At 62.9% G+C, this 17455-nt stretch carries 16 protein-coding genes; 11 read left to right on the top strand and 5 right to left on the bottom strand.

Annotated features, from left to right (window positions below):
- Nucleotides 1–25 precede the first annotated feature (25 nt).
- From PXK01_RS03880 to PXK01_RS03870, 3 genes are all read left to right on the top strand, one after another.
- Nucleotides 26–982 (top strand): alpha/beta fold hydrolase, encoded by a 957-nt coding sequence (locus tag PXK01_RS03880; protein ID WP_274858935.1) that lies wholly within the window; start codon nt 26–28, stop codon nt 980–982.
- A gap of 65 nt (nt 983–1047) precedes the next feature.
- Complete coding sequence (locus tag PXK01_RS03875; protein WP_274858934.1) at nt 1048–1896, top strand: PhzF family phenazine biosynthesis protein; 849 nt, start codon at nt 1048–1050, stop codon at nt 1894–1896.
- 98 nt (nt 1897–1994) lie between these two features.
- Complete coding sequence (locus PXK01_RS03870; RefSeq protein WP_274858933.1) at nt 1995–2750, top strand: hypothetical protein; 756 nt, start codon at nt 1995–1997, stop codon at nt 2748–2750.
- Between the two features lie 68 nt (nt 2751–2818).
- On the opposite strand, the gene PXK01_RS03865 is transcribed toward PXK01_RS03870, so the two are convergent.
- The 5 genes from PXK01_RS03865 to tldD all read right to left on the bottom strand — a co-directional run bounded on the left by PXK01_RS03865 (nt 2819) and on the right by tldD (nt 10266).
- On the bottom strand, nt 2819–3448 hold the full coding sequence (locus PXK01_RS03865; RefSeq protein WP_274848850.1) for a 3-oxoacid CoA-transferase subunit B: 630 nt from the start codon (nt 3446–3448) through the stop codon (nt 2819–2821).
- Entirely contained in the window at nt 3448–4170 is a 723-nt protein-coding gene (locus PXK01_RS03860; RefSeq protein ID WP_274848851.1) for a CoA transferase subunit A, read from the bottom strand. The genes PXK01_RS03865 and PXK01_RS03860 overlap by 1 nt, the downstream gene beginning before the upstream one ends.
- A gap of 361 nt (nt 4171–4531) precedes the next feature.
- Nucleotides 4532–7198 (bottom strand): type I DNA topoisomerase, encoded by a 2667-nt coding sequence (gene topA, locus PXK01_RS03855; RefSeq protein WP_274858932.1) that lies wholly within the window; start codon nt 7196–7198, stop codon nt 4532–4534.
- A 172-nt stretch (nt 7199–7370) separates the two neighbouring features.
- On the bottom strand, nt 7371–8576 hold the full coding sequence (dprA, locus tag PXK01_RS03850; RefSeq protein WP_274858931.1) for a DNA-processing protein DprA: 1206 nt from the start codon (nt 8574–8576) through the stop codon (nt 7371–7373).
- 268 nt (nt 8577–8844) lie between these two features.
- A complete protein-coding gene (gene tldD, locus PXK01_RS03845; protein WP_274858930.1) occupies nt 8845–10266 on the bottom strand; it encodes a metalloprotease TldD in 1422 nt (473 codons plus the stop codon).
- A 206-nt stretch (nt 10267–10472) separates the two neighbouring features.
- Here tldD and coxB point away from each other — a divergent pair, with 206 nt between their 5' ends.
- From coxB to PXK01_RS03805, 8 genes are all read left to right on the top strand, one after another.
- Entirely contained in the window at nt 10473–11312 is an 840-nt protein-coding gene (coxB, locus tag PXK01_RS03840) for a cytochrome c oxidase subunit II (protein WP_274848855.1), read from the top strand.
- Between the two features lie 127 nt (nt 11313–11439).
- Nucleotides 11440–12381 (top strand): heme o synthase, encoded by a 942-nt coding sequence (cyoE, locus tag PXK01_RS03835; RefSeq protein WP_274858929.1) that lies wholly within the window; start codon nt 11440–11442, stop codon nt 12379–12381.
- A gap of 1 nt (nt 12382) precedes the next feature.
- A complete protein-coding gene (locus PXK01_RS03830) occupies nt 12383–12559 on the top strand; it encodes a cytochrome C oxidase assembly protein (protein ID WP_274858928.1) in 177 nt (58 codons plus the stop codon).
- Nucleotides 12559–13146 carry a cytochrome c oxidase assembly protein gene (locus PXK01_RS03825; protein WP_274848859.1) on the top strand — a complete coding sequence of 196 codons (588 nt, stop codon included), beginning with the start codon at nt 12559–12561 and terminating at the stop codon, nt 13144–13146. Before PXK01_RS03830 ends, PXK01_RS03825 begins: the two co-directional genes overlap by 1 nt.
- A 34-nt stretch (nt 13147–13180) precedes the next feature.
- The gene (locus PXK01_RS03820; RefSeq protein ID WP_274848861.1) at nt 13181–13996 is read left to right on the top strand and encodes a cytochrome c oxidase subunit 3; all 816 of its coding nucleotides are present in this window, start codon (nt 13181–13183) and stop codon (nt 13994–13996) included.
- 130 nt (nt 13997–14126) lie between these two features.
- On the top strand, nt 14127–14801 hold the full coding sequence (locus tag PXK01_RS03815) for an SURF1 family protein (protein WP_274848862.1): 675 nt from the start codon (nt 14127–14129) through the stop codon (nt 14799–14801).
- A gap of 4 nt (nt 14802–14805) precedes the next feature.
- Nucleotides 14806–16194 carry a threonine synthase gene (thrC, locus tag PXK01_RS03810; RefSeq protein WP_274858927.1) on the top strand — a complete coding sequence of 463 codons (1389 nt, stop codon included), beginning with the start codon at nt 14806–14808 and terminating at the stop codon, nt 16192–16194.
- Nucleotides 16191–17453: a M16 family metallopeptidase gene (locus tag PXK01_RS03805; RefSeq protein WP_274858926.1), complete on the top strand. Its 1263-nt coding sequence runs from the start codon at nt 16191–16193 to the stop codon at nt 17451–17453. Before thrC ends, PXK01_RS03805 begins: the two co-directional genes overlap by 4 nt.
- Nucleotides 17454–17455: the final 2 nt, after the last annotated feature.

Genomic DNA, 17455 nt, shown 5'->3' with positions numbered 1-17455 from the left:
ACCACACCCAGAAAGGAAAACAGACATGAAACACCATCTGACACATGCGTTGAACGCGGTCTTCGTGGCCGGTGCGATAGCGGTCTCTGCCCTGCCGGGAATGGGACATGCCAACACCATGCCGGAGGTGAGTTTTGACGCCGCGCAGATCGAAGGGCTGAACATCGCCTACCGCGAGGCCGGTGATCCCGCGAACCCCACGGTCCTGCTGCTGCATGGCTTTCCGACCTCCTCGCATATGTTCCGCGAGCTGATCCCGGTGCTGGCCGAGCAATACCACGTGATCGCGCCCGACTACCCCGGTTTCGGCGCCTCGGATATGCCGGATGCGGCGGAGTATGAATACAGTTTCGCCAATACCGCCGAACTGATGACGGCGCTGCTGGATGAAAAGGGGGTCGAGGACTATGCCGTCTACCTGATGGATTACGGCGCCCCGGTGGGGTACCGGATGTTCGCCGAGCACCCCGAGCGCGTGACAGGTTTCATCATCCAGAACGGCAACGCCTACGCGGAGGGCCTGCGCGAGTTCTGGGATCCGATGAAGGCCTATTGGGCCGATCCCAGCGCGGAAAACGGCGATGCCCTTCGCGGCTTCCTGACCCTGGATGCCACCAAGTGGCAGTTCACCCACGGGGTGCAGGATCCCTCCACCATCAGCCCGGACAACTTCTGGCACGTGCAATATCTCCTGGACCGTCCAGGCAATCAGGAGGTGCAGCTGGAGATGTTCCTCGACTACGGCACCAATGTGGGGGAATACCCCAAATGGCAGGCCCTGTTCCGCGAGCACCAGCCGCCCGCGCTGCTGGTCTGGGGCGCCAATGACTACATCTTCCCGGCGGAAGGGGCACATCCTTACAAACGCGACCTCACGGATCTGGAATTTCACCTGCTGGATACCGGTCACTTCGCGCTGGAAGAATACGGCGACGAGATCGCAGGCCGGATGCTGACCTTCCTGGACCGGATCAACGACTGACCCATGGCGGGGTACCGGAACCATCTCCGGTGCCCCCTTCACCAATTCAATAAAGGAGACAATTCATGGCAGAGACCCTGACGGTCGACCGGGTAGCGGCATTCTCGAACGCTGCCCAAGGCGGCAATCCCGCCGGTGTGGTGATCGCCGACCAGATGCCGAGCGTGGCCGAGATGCAGCGTATCGCTGCCGAGGTCGGCTATTCCGAGACCGCCTTTGCCGCGCCATCCGGCGATGACGGCGGCGCCTGGCGGGTGCGCTATTTTGCCCCCAGTACCGAGGTCGCCTTTTGCGGCCATGCCACCATCGCGCTCGGCGCGCGGCTGGCGGCGCGGTTTGGCGGCGGGACCTATCCGCTGGTGCTGAACGACGGCACCATCTCGGTCGAGAGCGATGCGACGGGGGATCTCTCCCGTGCCGCGCTGATGTCACCTCCGACCAAGAGCGGCCCCGCATCGGCAGAGCTGCTGCAGGCGGCGCTGGCGCTGTTCGAGCTTGCCCCGGCTGATCTGGACCCGGCGCTGGCTCCGGCGGTTGCCAATGCAGGCAACGATCACCTGGTGCTGGCGCTTGCGGACCGCGCGCGGCTGGCCGCGATGACATATGATCTGAAGGAGGGGGCTGCTCTGATGCAGGCCCATGGGCTGACCACCATCAACCTGATCTGGGCTGAAACCCCGCGCCTGTTCCACAGCCGCAACGCCTTTGCCATCGGCGGCGTGCTGGAGGATCCCGCCACCGGCGCGGCGGCGGCAGCGCTCGCGGGCTATCTGCGCGACGCAGGCTGGCCTCACGGCGGCGCCATCGACATCGTTCAGGGAGAGGACATGGGCGCCAAATCGCTGTTGCGGGCCGAGATTTCGGATGAACCCGGCGCCAGCATCCGGGTGTCCGGAACCGCCAGGGTCATCTAGTCACTCAGGGGGGCAGGTCCAGGCCAGCGCCCCCTGTGCGCCTGCGGCGGCAGTTTCACCTTGTGCGGGTCCCTGCGTTTCGCTTTTGTGAGCCCACTATGTTTTGGCGCGCCTCTTACATCAGCCTGTTTCTGCTCATCGCCGCACCACTGGGCGCCCATTCCCCCTATTACACCCAAGTGGAGCCGCTGCAGCCGGATGGCAGCGGCTTTGCATTGAAGCTTCTGAATGGTGATGGGGTCGTCGGCTCTGATCCTGTGCGGGCTGTCATAGTAGACGAGGCGGGCCATGCCCGTGCCATTTCGCCGTTGGGGGTGAGCCTGCACATTTCCTGCCTTCGGGGGGAGGGGACGCGGCGATGTGTTGTATATGATGGGATCTCTGCTGAGGTCTTTGAACCGGATCCCGGAACATGGGAGACGCGCCCGGTCATCGAGCAGGACGGCAAACCCATGCCCACTGCCTACCCTGAGCATATGGGGCAGAGCTTTGGTTTCCTTGTCAGATCCGCCACATGGGCAGAGATCCTGTTGTTTGAGGCGAGCAAGATCATATCGAGCCCAATCTCGGCGTGTCTGGCCCTGCTCTGGTGGACCGCGATTGCCTCGCTGCTGACATTTACATTCTGGCGCATCGGCCGTCCGGACTTCCGGGGCGCAGCAACAGTCCTATGGGCGGTGCTGCGCTTGGCTGCGGCGGCTGGCCTGTTTTCCGCCACGGTCAAGGCCTGGGGCTGGGCGCCATATTCGCCTTACTATGCCGCGTTCTTTGCAATGTCAGGAGCGCTGTGCGCCCTGGTCCTGACCCGTCCCAGACAGCATGCACAAGTGGGCAAGCACCCCATTCGGGAATGACGGAGCGACAGAAAAGGCCCGCCGGATGCTTCGGGCGGGCCTTTTCATGTTTTGATGTGCGGCTGCGATCAGTTGACGATGGTCGCTTCGGTCGCGGCGCGCAGCTCTTCCTCGGTGACGCCGTCGGCCAGCTCAACGATTTTCAGGCCACCCTCGACCACGTCGAGCACGCCCAGACCGGTGATGATGCGGTCCACAACGCCCTTGCCGGTCAGCGGCAGGGTGCAGGCCTTCAGAACCTTGCTGTCGCCATGCTTGTTGGTGTGGTCCATGACCACGACCACGCGGCCAACGCCTGCGACCAGGTCCATGGCGCCGCCCATGCCTTTGACCAGCTTGCCGGGGATCATCCAGTTTGCCAGGTCGCCGTTCTCGGCCACTTCCATTGCGCCCAGGATCGCCATGGCGATCTTGCCGCCGCGGATCATCGCGAAGCTTTGCGCGCTATCGAAATAGGCGGTCTGCGGCAGTTCGGTGATGGTCTGCTTGCCGGCGTTGATGAGGTCGGGATCCTCTTCGCCCTCGATGGGGAAGGGGCCCATGCCCAGCATACCGTTCTCGGATTGCAGCGTCACCTCGACGCCCTCGGGGATGTAGTTGGAAACCAGCGTCGGGATGCCGATGCCAAGGTTCACATACCAGCCGTCCTGCAGTTCCTGTGCCGCGCGGGCGGCCATCTGATTGCGGTCCCAAGCCATTATGCGGTCTCCTTCTTGCGAACGGTGCGCTGCTCGATGCGCTTTTCATGCTCGCCCTTGATGATGCGGTGCACATAGATGCCGGGCAGGTGGATATGATCGGGGTCAAGGCTGCCGGTGGGCACGATTTCCTCGACCTCGACCACGCAGACCTTGCCGCAGGTGGCGGCGGGCACGTTGAAGTTGCGCGCGGTCTTGCGGAACACCAGGTTGCCGGTCTCGTCCGCTTTCCAGGCCTTCACGATGGCCAGGTCGGCAAAGAGCCCCTCTTCCATGATGTAGTCTTCCATGGCGCCGTCAGGGCCGGTGGGGAATTGCTTCTCCAGCTTGCCCTCGGCGATCACGGTGCCGACACCGGTCTTGGTGAAGAAGCCGGGAATGCCCGCACCGCCAGCGCGCATGCGCTCGGCCAGGGTGCCTTGCGGGTTGAATTCCAGCTCCAGCTCACCCGACAGGTACTGGCGCATGAATTCGGCGTTTTCCCCCACGTAGGAGGAGATCATCTTCTTCACCTGCTTGGTCTGCAACAGGATGCCGATGCCGAAATCGTCGACGCCCGCGTTGTTGGAGGCAAAGGTCAGATCCTTGGTGCCCGCGTCCTTGATTGCGTCCAGCAGAAGCTCTGGAATGCCGCAGAGGCCGAAGCCGCCCGAGGCGATGAACATGCCGTCATGAAGCAGCCCGTCAAGCGCTTCGGCGGCGTTGGAGTAGACTTTTTTCACGGAGTTCTCCCTAAACTGCCAATTGGCAGGGTTCTGCGCCTCGGGCCGGGCAGAGTCAAGAATACGGAGAGAAACGCGTATTTCTACGGAGACTGGTTCTGCACGAGAGGGCGCCGGACGGGGAGAGGGAGCGCTCCCGCGCCCTTGCAGCCCATCGGCAGTGGCAATGCCCCCCGCAGGCTTGGGCCTGGCGCCGCTGGCGCGGCGTGGACGTGGGGCACGGGCCCGTCATGGGAGCCACCGCGCCGCGCCAGCGGCGCCGGGCCCAACGGAGAGGGGACATTCCCTGAATGTGCACCGAACCGGCGGGAGCCGCCCGCTGCTGTCCTTCAGGATGCTGGCCGCTGGGGAGACGCCCGCCTTAGCTGGCGTCGGAGGCTTTTTTCGTGGTCTTCTTCGCCGCCGCCTTCTTGGTCGCGGTCTTCTTTGCGGCTGTTTTCTTGGCCGGGGCCTTCTTCTTGGTCTTCCCCGCCTTCTCGGTGATCAGTTGAACCGCCATCTCCATGGTGACATTGGCAGGTTCCACGTCCTTGGGCAGGGTGGCGTTTACCTTCTCCCATTTCACATAAGGCCCGTAGCGCCCGTCCATGATGCTGACCGCACCGCCGCTTTCGGGGTGTTCGCCGAGTTCCTTCAGCGCCTTGGCTGCGGCGCGGCGGCCACGTCCGGGGTTGGCGCGCTTTTCGGCCAGCATTTCCACCGCGCGGTTCATGCCGATCTCGAAGACGTCCAGCGTCTCCTTGAGGTTCACATAGACCGGCTTTTCCTCGTCCGGGCGCTGGTGCGCGATATAGGGGCCAAAGCGACCCAGGTTCGACTGGATTGCGCCGCCATCCGGGTGCTGGCCGATTTCTCGGGGCAGGGTCAGAAGGGTGACCGCCTGTTCCAGGGTGATCTCATTGGGGCCCCAGCCGGGCAGGAAATCCCGCCCCTGTTTCGGAAGCGAAGACCGGGGCGGCTTCTTGTTCTCAGGCGTCGCCTCGCCGCGCTGCACGTAGGGGCCGAACCGCCCGGACTTCAGGTGGATCTCATCGCCGTCATCCTCACCCAGGATCCGCTCGTACCCTTCGGCACCCTCGCCGGAAATCGGGCGGGTGTAGTTGCATTCCGGGTAGTTTCCGCAGCCCACGAAGCCGCCGGTGCGCGAGGTCTTGAGATGCAGCTGGCCGGCGCCGCACTTGGGGCAGATGCGGGGATCGGTACCATCCTCACGCGGCGGATAAAGCTGCGGTGCCAGGGCATCGTCCAGCACATCCAGCACCTCGGTGATCCGCAGATCGGAGGTTTCTGCAATCGCAGCCGAGAAATCGCGCCAGAACTTGCCCAGGAGATCCTTGTAATCGGCGTCCCCGGCGCTGACGTCATCCAGTTGTTCCTCCAGCGCGGCGGTGAAATCATACTCCACGTAGCGCTTGAAGAAGTTCAGCAGGAAGATGGTGACGATCCGCCCCTTGTCCTCGGGGAAGAGACGGTTCTTCTCCTTGCGGACATATTCGCGGTCCTGGATCGTGGTGATCACGCTGGCATAGGTCGAGGGGCGGCCGATGCCCAGCTCTTCCATCTTCTTGACCAGGGTGGCCTCGGTATAGCGCGGCGGCGGCTGGGTGTGGTGCTGCAGGCCCAGGACGGCGGCATTGTCCGACAGGATCGCGGCGTCCTTTCCGGCCTTTTCGGCCTGCGCCGCCAGCGAGGAGGCAAAGCTGATGCCTTCGCCGTTCATGATCTGCGGCAGGCGCTTGTCGTCCTCGTCCACCACATCGTCGCGGCCCTCTTCGTAGACGCGCATGAAACCGTCGAACAGCACCACTTGCCCCGTGGCACGCAGCACCACCTGGCCATCGTTCGAGCCGATATCCACGGTGGTGCGCTCCATCCGGGCGCCTTCCATCTGGCAAGAGATCGTGCGCTTCCAGATCAGATCATAGAGCTTGCGCTGATCCTCTTCGCTGACCTTCAGGCTCTTGGCGTCGCGGCTCATATCCGTGGGGCGGATACATTCATGCGCCTCCTGGGCGTTCTTGGCCTTGTTCTTGTAGATGCGGGGCGATGCGGGCACGTAGTCGGCGCCATAGCGGGTTTCGATCTCGGCGCGGGCGGCCTGCACCGCTTCGGGCGCCATGTCGATCCCATCGGTCCGCATATAGGTGATGTATCCGGCCTCATAGAGCCGCTGGGCTGCGTTCATGCACTGGCGTGCACCCATGCCGAACTTGCGGCTGGCCTCCTGCTGCAGGGTGGAGGTCATGAAAGGCGCCGAGGGGTTGCGGGAGGCGGGTTTCGCCTCGACCGATTTCACCACCAGATTGCGGCTGGCCACCGCCTGCACCGCCAGTTCGGCGGCGGTGGAATTGGCGAGGTCGTATTTGTCGAGCTTGTCGCCGGCCAGAACCGTGAGGCGCGCCTCGAACTCCTGGCCGCGCGGGGTGGCAAGCTGCGCCTTCACCGACCAGTATTCACGCGGATTGAAGGCCTCGATTTCCATTTCGCGTTCCACGATCAGGCGCAGGCAGACCGATTGCACCCGGCCGGCAGACCGCGCACCGGGCAGCTTGCGCCACAGAACGGGGGACAGGTTGAAGCCCACGAGGTAATCCAGCGCGCGGCGGGCCAGGTAGGCCTCCACCAGCGGCATGTCGACCTGGCGGGGATGTTTCATCGCCTCGGCCACGGCCTCCTTGGTGATCGCGTTGAATGTGACGCGGCTGACCGGCGTGTCCTTCTTGATCGAGCGGCGCTTGGTCAGCGCCTCCTGCAGGTGCCAGCTGATTGCCTCTCCTTCGCGATCGGGGTCGGTCGCGAGAATCAGTGCGTTGTCTTCCTTCAGCGCGTCGGCAATGGCCTTGACGTGCTTGCGGCTGTCGGCGCCGACCTCCCATTTCATGTCGAAGTCATGTTCGGTGTCGACCGATCCGTCCTTGGGCGGCAGGTCGCGCACGTGACCGTAGGAGGCAAGAACGGTGTAGTCAGAACCCAGGTATTTGTTGATCGTTTTTGCTTTGGCTGGGGATTCGACGACTACGACTGGCATGAAAATTCGGGACCTCTTGAAGGGCGGATACTTCGCGCTCTATGGCGGGGCAAGATGTGGCGTGCAAGGGGAGAATGTCAATGCGCGGGCTTTGGACGCGGTGTCTGCGCTGACTTTGCCGCGCTTTGCATCGCTTTTGCCCGGGATCGGTGGAAGCGGTCTCACGCGGCATTCAGTCCCCCTTTCCGCCGGGTGGGCGGGAGAGCATGCCGCCGGGATGGCGGTCGATCTCTCCGTCCAGTTCCAGTTCCGTCAGCACCGACGACAGGTCTTTCGGGGCGACCGCCAGTTCATGCAGCAGTTGATCCTCCGGGGTGGGGGAGGGGCCGAGCCGGGCCAGGACCTGCTGGTGCAGGGCGGCGGTTTCACGCAGGTTGCGACGCTCGGGTGGCGGTGGCGGCAGATCGGCCAGGGATTCGCGCGGGGATTTCCGGGGGCGTTGCGTGCTACCTGTCCGCTGCGAGGGGGCGGCGTCCGGGCTGTCCATCGGGGGCAGGGCGGCGATCACGTCCTCGGCGTTGCGCACCAGCTGGGCGCCATCGCGGATCAGCATGTTGCAGCCCGAGGCGCGGGCATCAAAGGGGTGCCCCGGCACAGCCAGCACCTCGCGCCCCATATCCAGCGCATCGCGGGCGGTGATCAGGCTGCCGGATTTGGCGGCAGCCTCCACCACAACCACGGCCTGGGCAAGACCGGCAATGATCCGGTTGCGTTTCGGGAAATGCCGCGCCTGGGGCGCCAGCCCCATGGGCTGCTCGGACAACATCAGCCCCTGGCGATAGATGTCCTGGCCAAGTCGGGTGTTTTCCGACGGGTAGATCACATCCACCCCACCGGCCAGCACCGAGACGGTGCCACCGCTGAGTGCGGCCTGATGGGCGGCGGTGTCCACGCCCCGGGCCAGGCCGGAAACCACCACATAGCCGCGCGCCGCCAGATCATGCGCCAGCGCCCGCGCCATGCGCGTCCCCAGCGAGGAGGCATTGCGGGCGCCGACGATGGCGATCATCGGTCGTTTGAGAAGGTCGAGATTGCCGATCGCCCAAAGGGCAGGCGGGGCATCTTTCAATTGCGCGAGGAGGGCGGGATAGTCGGGATCCCCAAAGCACAAAAGCCGCGCTTTGGCGGCTTTTGCGGCTTTCATTTCGGCGTTTACCGCGTCGGCAGGGCATGTTTCATACCCCTTTTGGCCAGCGGAACGTGCCATTTTAGGCAACGCTTCCAGCGCATTCTGCGCTGAACCGTGTTCAGAGAGCAGCCGGTAGAATGTAGCCGGTCCAACCCGTCTGGAGCGCAAAAGGCGAAGCCACGAACGCCGGAGATCTTCCGTGGTGGGTGGGAGTGGGGGGTGAGTGGAAGAATGTGCTTCTTCAGTCATCCATAACTCCGCCTGTTTGCATCCTTAGAATTAACCTTGTCGGGTTAACAGGTGGTGAATACGTTCAAATTTTCCAATGTTTTTCGCAGAAATTCTGTAAGTCATTGTTTTTGTGCGGTGAGTTTTTGAGGTCGCCCTGTGGAAGCCCCTGCAGCCCGGCGCGATCAGGAGCCTATTGCGATACAGTACAGTAAAAAAACGGACCAATGGGTCCGTTTTGTGTTCAGTTGCAGGTGATTCCGCCGGAAATTAACCAGCAGATCTTTACCTAAATCGCGGCGCCGCCGACCGTAAGGCCACCCATCAGGACCGAAGGCTGGCCGACGCCCACAGGCACCCACTGGCCTGCCTTGCCGCAGTTGCCCATGCCCGGATCCAGCTCCATGTCATTGCCGAGCGCGCGGATCTGCTTCAGAGCGGTGGCGCCGTCTCCGATCAATGTGGCGCCCTTCACCGGGGCACCGACCTTGCCGTTCTGGACACGGTAGGCCTCGGTGCAGGAAAAGACGAACTTGCCATTGGTGATGTCCACCTGTCCGCCACCAAAGCCGACGGCCCAGATCCCGTCCTTCATGCCCGCGACCAGTTCCGCGGGATCGGTATCGCCCCCCATCATATATGTGTTGGTCATCCGTGGCATGGGCGCATGGGCATAGCTTTGCCGCCGCCCGTTGCCGGTGGCCTCAACTCCCATCAGCCGGGCGTTCTGCCGGTCCTGCATGAAGCCGACCAGGATGCCGTCCTCGATCAGGGTGGTTTTCTGGCTGGGGGTGCCTTCGTCATCGACGGTGATCGAGCCGCGCCGGTCCGGGATGGTGCCATCATCCAGCACGGTGACACCGGGAGCGGCGATGCGCTGCCCCATCAGTCCTGCAAAGGCCGAGCTGCCCTTGCGGTTGAAGTCGCCTTCCAGCCCGTGGCCGATCGCCTCGTGCAGAAGAATGCCAGGCCAGCCCGGGCCCAGGACAACCTCCATCTCCCCGGCAGGGGCCGGGATGGCCTCCAGATTGACCAGGGCGATTCGCAAGGCCTCGCGCGCCTTGTCCTGCCAGCTGGCCGGATCGATCAGCCCATCAAGGCCGACGCGTCCGCCGCCGCCAACGGATCCGCTTTCGCGGCGCCCGTCCTGTTCCACGATGACCGAGACGTTGAGCCGTGTCATCGGACGCACATCGCGCACCCGCACCCCGTCGGCACGCAGGATCTCCACCTCCTGCAGGGAGGCTGCCAGGGTAGCAGAGACTTGCACCACACGGGAATCCAGCCCGCGAGCAAAGGCGTCGATCTCGCGCAGGGTCTCCACCTTGACCGGAAAGGGCAGGGCGCCGATCGGATCCGCGTCGGTATAAAGCTTCTTGTTGGTTGCGACGGGAGGATCGGCATAGGTGCCGCCCCCATCGCCTACCGCAAGGCGCGCGGTCTCGGCGGCGCGGCTCAGGGCGGGGATCGAGACATCGGTGGAATGGGCATAGCCCGCCACCTCGCCATTGACGGCGCGCAGTCCGAAGCCTTCGGAGGCATCATAGCTGGCGCTGCGCAGGCGGCCGTCGTCAAAGACCAGCGCTTCGGACTTGCGCCGTTCGACAAAGATCTCTCCATCGTCGGCGCCCTTCGTCGCGCTCTGCAGGATGGCGATCGCTTCATCCTCGGGGAGGCTGGTCTCAAATGGGCGATAGGCCGTGGTTTCCATGTCTCATTCCTCTTCGGCGGGCCGACTTTTTTTGATCTAAATCAAGAAAGCGACGCTTTGCCGCTCGGCTACCTCTTTATCTGTACGCCCGAATATGATTTTAAGCTGCGTCAAAGACAACGGGTCCGGTGCGTTTTGTGGAATCAAGGATTTCATATAATGTCGCCGGTAGCAGCAACAACGCGATCAAACGATCAGGACATGACATGAAGAATGCTTTGATGCTTTCGGGCCTTTTTGCTGGCCTCTTTAGCCTTCCAGCCACAGCGCAAGAAGGTCTGGAAACCATTGGCAAGCCGACCAACGGTGGCCTGGGATTCCAGCCGGCCGCGACAGAACTGGCGGAAGGTATCCACAAGCTGGACGGTATCATCCTGGTGATCATCACCGCCGTCTGCATCCTGGTGGGGCTGTTGCTGCTTTACGCCATCGTGCGTTTCAACAAGCGGGCCAACCCTGAATCGGCCTCCTTCACCCACAACACCCCGATCGAAATTGCCTGGACGGTGATTCCGATCCTGATTCTAGTCTTCATTGGCTCCTTCTCGCTGCCGGAACTGTTCCGCCAGCAGGAGATCCCGGAAGGGGACGTGACCATCAAGGTGACCGGCTACCAGTGGTACTGGGGCTATGAATATGTCGACCACGAGTTCGGCTTTGAAAGCTTCTTGCTGCCGAAAGAAGAGCTGGCAGACTACGGCTACAATGAAGATGAATACCTGCTGGCAACCGATACCGCTGTTGTCGTGCCGGTGGGCAAGACCGTCGTGATGCAGGTGACCGCGGCCGACGTGATCCACTCCTGGGCGATGCCCGCCTTCGGCGTGAAGCAGGATGGCGTTCCGGGCCGCCTGGCCGAACTGTGGTTCAAGGCCGAAAAGGAAGGCATCTACTTCGGTCAGTGCTCCGAGCTCTGCGGCAAGGACCACGCCTATATGCCGATCACCGTCAAAGTGGTCAGCCAGGAAGCCTATGACGAATGGCTGCAGGGCGCGATCGAGGAATATGCGGGCCTTCCGCAGTCCTACCAGGTCGCCTCCAACTGATCTGATCCGGGGCCGCATGGCGGCCCTTCACATGGGCGCTTCCCATATCGGTGGCGCCCATCGCACCATCTGAAACCCAACGAGGATGCGCCCCGTGCGGCATCCCCTGATGGCCAAAGAGACTGACATGAGCGACGCAAGCATCAATGCCAGCAACATCCGCGAAGACGAGCCGAGCTTTGGCGATTATTTCGCCCTGCTGAAGCCGCGCGTGATGTCCTTGGTGGTCTTTACCGCCCTTGTGGGGCTGCTTGCAGCGCCGGTCGGCGTGCATCCCGTGATCGGTTTTGCCGCGATCCTGTTCATCGCCATCGGCGGCGGCGCTTCCGGTGCGCTCAACATGTGGTGGGACGCGGATATCGACCAGGTGATGAAACGCACCAAGTCGCGTCCCATTCCCGCGGGCAAGGTCGAGGCGGGTGAGGCGCTGAGCCTCGGTCTGGCGCTCTCGGGTCTCTCCTGCATCATGCTGGGGCTGGCGACCAACCTCTTTGCAGGTGCCTTTCTGGCCTTCACCATCTTCTTTTACGTCGTCATCTACACCATGTGGCTGAAGCGGGCGACGCCGCAGAACATCGTGATCGGCGGTGCCGCCGGGGCCTTCCCGCCGGTCATTGGCTGGGTCGCGGCCACCGGCACCATGTCGGTCGAGCCCTGGCTGATGTTCGCGCTGACCTTCATGTGGACGCCGCCGCACTTCTGGGCGCTGGCGCTGTTCATGCGGTCGGATTATGACGATGCCGGCGTGCCGATGCTGACCGTGACTCATGGTCGCCGGGCCACCCGCATCCATATCCTGGTTTACACCGTGCTTCTGGCGATCCTGGCCGTGGGCACGGCCTTCTCGGGCATCGGTGGTCCGATCTACCTGGCCGTGGCCGCGGTGTTGAATGCCCTGTTCCTGCATGGCGCCTGGAAGATCTTCCGCCGCGACGAAGACGACAGCGAAGCGGATAATTTCAAGGTCGAACGGTCTTTCTTCAAGCTTTCCCTGCTTTACCTGTTCCTGCACTTCGGCGCGATCCTCGTCGAGGCTCTGCTGAAACCCTATGGGCTGGGAGGCTGGTAAGATGGCCATTCGCAAGGAACACGATCTGCACAAGCGGCGCCTGGGGCGCAACATGGGCGTTGGCCTGCTTCTGGGCGGCTTTGTTGTCCTGGTGCTGGCGCTGACCATGGTCAAGGTGACCTCCAAAGGGTTCAAGTTCCCCCAGGCGCAGACAGCACCGCAGGTGGAGCAGAACTGATGGCGATCCAAGGTCCGCAGAAAACCGTTCTTCAGCTTGTCGGCGTGGTTGTCTTCATGGGCGGCCTGGCCTGGGCTTCGGTGCCGTTCTACGACTGGTTTTGCCGGGTAACCGGCTTTGGCGGCGTCACGGGCGTGGCCGAGCAGGGATCGGACACCATCCTTGATAAGACCATCACCGTGCGCTTTGACGCCTCCAAGGAGCGCGACATGCCCTGGCAGTTCAAGCCGGTCGCGCGCGAGATGGAGATCCGGATCGGAGAGACCGGCCTTGCCTTCTACGAGGCCTATAATCCGACCGATAAACCGGTTGCCGGCCAGGCGTCCTATAATGTGACGCCCTATTCCGCCGGCGCCTTCTTTGAGAAAATCGCCTGTTTCTGCTTTGAGGAACAGGTGCTGCAACCGGGGGAGCGGGTGCAGATGCCCGTGACCTTCTTTGTGGATCCGGAAATCGTTGAGGACCGGGACGGAAAGTTCGTGCATACGATCACGCTTTCCTACACATTCTATGAAATCGATCTGCCCGAGGGCTATGCCGCTCTCGACACCGGTGATAAAGCCGGGGCAGGCACAACCACGAACTAGGCACGAACTAGGCCGCTAGGTGAGGGACACTTAAATGGCGCACGCTAAAAACCACGACTATCATATTCTGCCACCGTCGATCTGGCCTTTGCTGGGATCTGTGGGCGGCTTTGCAATGCTGTTCGGCGCGGTGCTTTGGATGCATGACATCACGCCTTACCTGTTCTGGGGCGGTCTGGCCCTGGTGCTTTATGTCATGTTTGCCTGGTGGTCCGAAGTGGTCGCCGAAAGCCGTCAGGGCGATCACACCCCGGTGGTGCGCATCGGCCTGCGCTACGGTTTCATCCTCTTCGTGATGTCCGAGGTGATGTTCTTCTTCGCCTGGTTCTGGTCGTTCTTCAAACACGCCATGTACCCGATGGAAGAATATGTCGGCACCTCCTATGTGCAGCCCGACATCTACCCGGTTGACGCCTTCCACCTGCCGCTGATCAACACGCTGGTGCTGCTGCTCTCGGGCTGTGCCGTGACCTGGGCGCACCACGCGCTGGTCCACAACAACGACCGCAAGGCGCTGGTGCAGGGCCTGTCCATCGGTATCGTTCTCGGCATCTTCTTCACCTTCCTGCAGGGCTACGAATATGCGCACCTGCTGCACGAAGGCTGGGAATTCGGCGCCGATGAGTTCTACTCGAACTTCTTCATGGCCACCGGTTTCCACGGCTTCCACGTGATCATCGGCACCATCTTCCTGACCGTCTGCCTGATCCGCGCGCTGAAGGGTGATTTCACCCCCGAGCAGCACGTCGGTTTCGAGGCCGCAGCCTGGTACTGGCACTTCGTGGACGTTGTCTGGCTGTTCCTCTTCGTGGCGGTCTACGTCTGGGGCACCGCGGGCCTGGCCCACTAACCACAGTCCCCGGCTTCCGGGAATTGTAACAGGTACAGGTTTGTGGTTCCAAATTCCGCAGACAGATCGTAAGACACGCAGCGCGCGGGGGCTTCTCCCGCGCGCTTTTCATTGGCGATGAGGACGCGCAATGCGGCGGTTTATCTTTCTATCCCTGGTGGGCGGGCTGGGCCTTGCCGTGCTGCTGTCGCTGGGAACCTGGCAGCTGCAGCGCATGACCTGGAAGAAAGACCTCCTGCAGACCATCGACGCCCGTATCGCGGCGGCGCCGGTTCCCTTGCCGTCCGCCCCGCGTGAAGACCAGGACCGCTACCGGGCCGTCACTGTCCGTGGCGAGATCGAGGAGCGGGAACTGCATGTGTTCTGGGTGACCAAGGCTGCAACGACCGGCTACCGGATCATCTCTGCGCTGGTCACCGAGGACGGGCGGCGCGTTCTTCTGGATCGCGGCTTCGTTCCCGCCGCCGACAAGAATAATCCCCGTGCCGCTGGCGCCACTGCGATCACCGGTAACCTCCTGTGGCCCGACGAAGGCGATTGGACCACCCCCGCGCCTGAACTGGACGCCAATATCTTTTATGCCCGCGATGTCGCCCTGATGGCAAAGCAACTGTACACGGAACCGGTTCTGGTCGTCGCCCGCACGGCTACTCCAGAGGCGGCTGTGACGCCGCAGCCGGTCACGACGGCGGGCATTCCAAACAACCACTTGCAATATGCACTCACCTGGTTTTCGCTGGCCGCCATCTGGGCCGCGATGACCGCCTATTTCCTGAGGCGCAGCCGCGCCAAACCCGAAGGCTGAAGCGATGAAATACATCTCCACCCGGGGCCAAGCGCCCGAACTGACGTTCGAAGAGGCGATGCTGACCGGCCTCGCCCGTGATGGCGGTCTGTATGTGCCGGCCGAGATCCCGCAGATGAGCCCTGACGAGATCGCCGCCCTGTCGGGTCTCTCTTACGAGGAAACCGCCTTTCGCGTGATGCGTCCCTTCCTGGGCGATTGCTTCACCGATGAAGAGTTCCGCGAGATCATTGCCAAGGCCTATGCCGATTTCGGCCATGCCGCCCGCGCGCCGCTGAAACAGCTGGCCCCCAATCACTTCCTGTTGGAGCTGTTCCACGGGCCCACATTGGCGTTCAAGGATTTCGCCATGCAGCTGATCGGTCAGCTGTTCGAAGTGGCCCTGAAGCGGCGCGGCGAAAGCGTGACCATCGTGGGGGCGACCTCGGGCGATACCGGATCGGCGGCGATCGAGGCCTTCCGGGGCCTGGATGCGGTCAATGTCTTTATCCTTTATCCCCATGGCCGTGTCAGCGAGGTGCAGCGCCGTCAGATGACCACCCCTGCGGACAGCAATGTGCATGCGCTGGCGGTGGAAGGTGACTTTGACGATTGCCAGGCGCGCGTGAAGGACATGTTCAACGATTTCGGCTTCCGCGACGGGGTGAAACTGGCCGGTGTGAATTCGATCAACTTTGCCCGCGTGCTGGCGCAGGTGGTCTATTACTTCTCCTCCGCCGTCAGCCTCGGCGCGCCGCATCGCAAGATCAGCTACACCGTGCCCACCGGCAACTTTGGCGACATCTTCGCGGGCTATATCGCCAAGCAGATGGGCCTGCCGATCGACCAGCTGGTGGTGGCCACCAACCAGAACGACATCCTGCATCGCTGCCTGTCCGGCGAAGGCTACTACAAGGGCGACACAATCCCCTCGATCAGCCCGTCGATGGACATTCAGGTCTCGTCGAACTTCGAGCGCGCCCTGTTCTATGCCTATGATCAGGATGGCGCAGCCGTGGGCCAGCTGATGGATGAGTTGAAAAACGGCGGCTTTGACGTCTCCCAGGGCGCGATGCAGGCGCTGCGGGAAACCTATGTGTCGGGCCGCGCCTCGGAAGAGGAAACCATGGCCACCATCAAATCCGAAGTCGCGGCCTCGGGCGAATTGCTCTGCCCCCATGGAGCCGTCGGCGTGAAGGTTGCAAACGAGCTGCGCGCCTCCGATATCCCCATGGTGACGCTGGCAACGGCACATCCGGCGAAATTCCCCGCCGCCGTGGAAGAGGCCAGCGGCATCCACCCGCCGCTGCCGCCCCGCATGGCGGATCTCTATGAGCGGGACGAACGCGTCACCCGCATCGACAACGATCTGGCCGCCCTTGAGGCGCATATCCGAAAGACCATCGCGCATTGACAGTTCAGCAGCACACACTTCCCAACGGCTTCCGCATCGTTTCGGAACATATGCCGGGGCTGGAATCCGCCTCTATCGGGATCTGGGTCACCGCCGGAGGCCGCAATGAGCGCCCCGAGCAGAACGGCATCGCCCATTTCCTGGAGCATATGGCCTTCAAGGGCACCGAGCGCCGCACGGCGCTGCAGATCGCCGAGGCGGTCGAGGATGTGGGCGGTTACATCAACGCCTACACCAGCCGCGAGGTCACGGCCTATTACGCCCGGGTGCTGAAGGACGATGTGCCGCTGGCGCTGGATGTGATCGGCGATATCCTCTTGAACCCCGTGTTCGACCCGCATGAGATCGAGGTGGAGCGCAGCGTGATCCTGCAGGAGATCGGTCAGGCGCTGGATACGCCCGACGATGTGATCTTTGACTGGCTGCAGGAGGAAAGCTACCGCGATCAGGCGCTGGGGCGCACGATCCTGGGCCCGGCGGAGCGTATCCGGGCCTTCTCGCGCGATGACCTGCAAAGTTTTGTGGGGCAGCACTATGGTCCCGGCCAGATGATCCTCTCTGCGGCTGGCGCCGTGGATCACGATGCCCTGGTCCGTCTGGCTGAGGCGCAGTTCGGCCATATGGTAGCCCGTCCGCTGCTGCAGCCGGATCTGGCGCGGTTCACAGGCGGTGAAGCGCGGCGCGACAAGGATCTTGAGCAGGCGCATTTCGCACTCGCCTTTGAGAGCCCCGGCTACAAGGATGACGAGATCTACACGGCGCAGATCTATGCCAGCGCCATGGGTGGTGGCATGTCCTCGCGCCTGTTTCAGGAGGTGCGCGAAAAACGCGGGCTGTGCTACACGATCTTTGCCCAGGCCGGCGCCTATGCGGATACCGGGTCCACGACGATCTATGCGGGCACCTCGGGCGACCAGCTGGGCGAGCTGGCGCATATCACCATTGACGAGATGAAGCGTGCCGCCGAGGACATGAGCGAGGCGGAAGTCGCCCGCGCCCGTGCGCAGATGAAGGCGGGCATGCTGATGGGGCTGGAAAGCCCCTCGAACCGGGCCGAGCGTCTGGCGCGGCTGGTACAGATCTGGGGCAAGGTGCCCTCCCTTGAAGATACCGTGGCCCGCATTGATGCGGTCACCGTTGCGGATGTCCGCCAGATGGCGGAACAGCTGGCCGTGCAGGCCCCTGCGGCGCTGGCGCTTTACGGGCCGGTCGCAGAGGCGCCGGGGCTGGGGGATCTGCAGGAGAGGCGTGCCGCCTGATG

The sequence above is a fragment of the Phaeobacter sp. PT47_59 genome (assembly GCF_028890025.1).
Taxonomy (GTDB): Bacteria; Pseudomonadota; Alphaproteobacteria; order Rhodobacterales; family Rhodobacteraceae; genus Phycobacter.
Note: the sequence above shows the minus strand (reverse complement) of the source record. Positions and strands in the feature narration are given on the sequence as shown.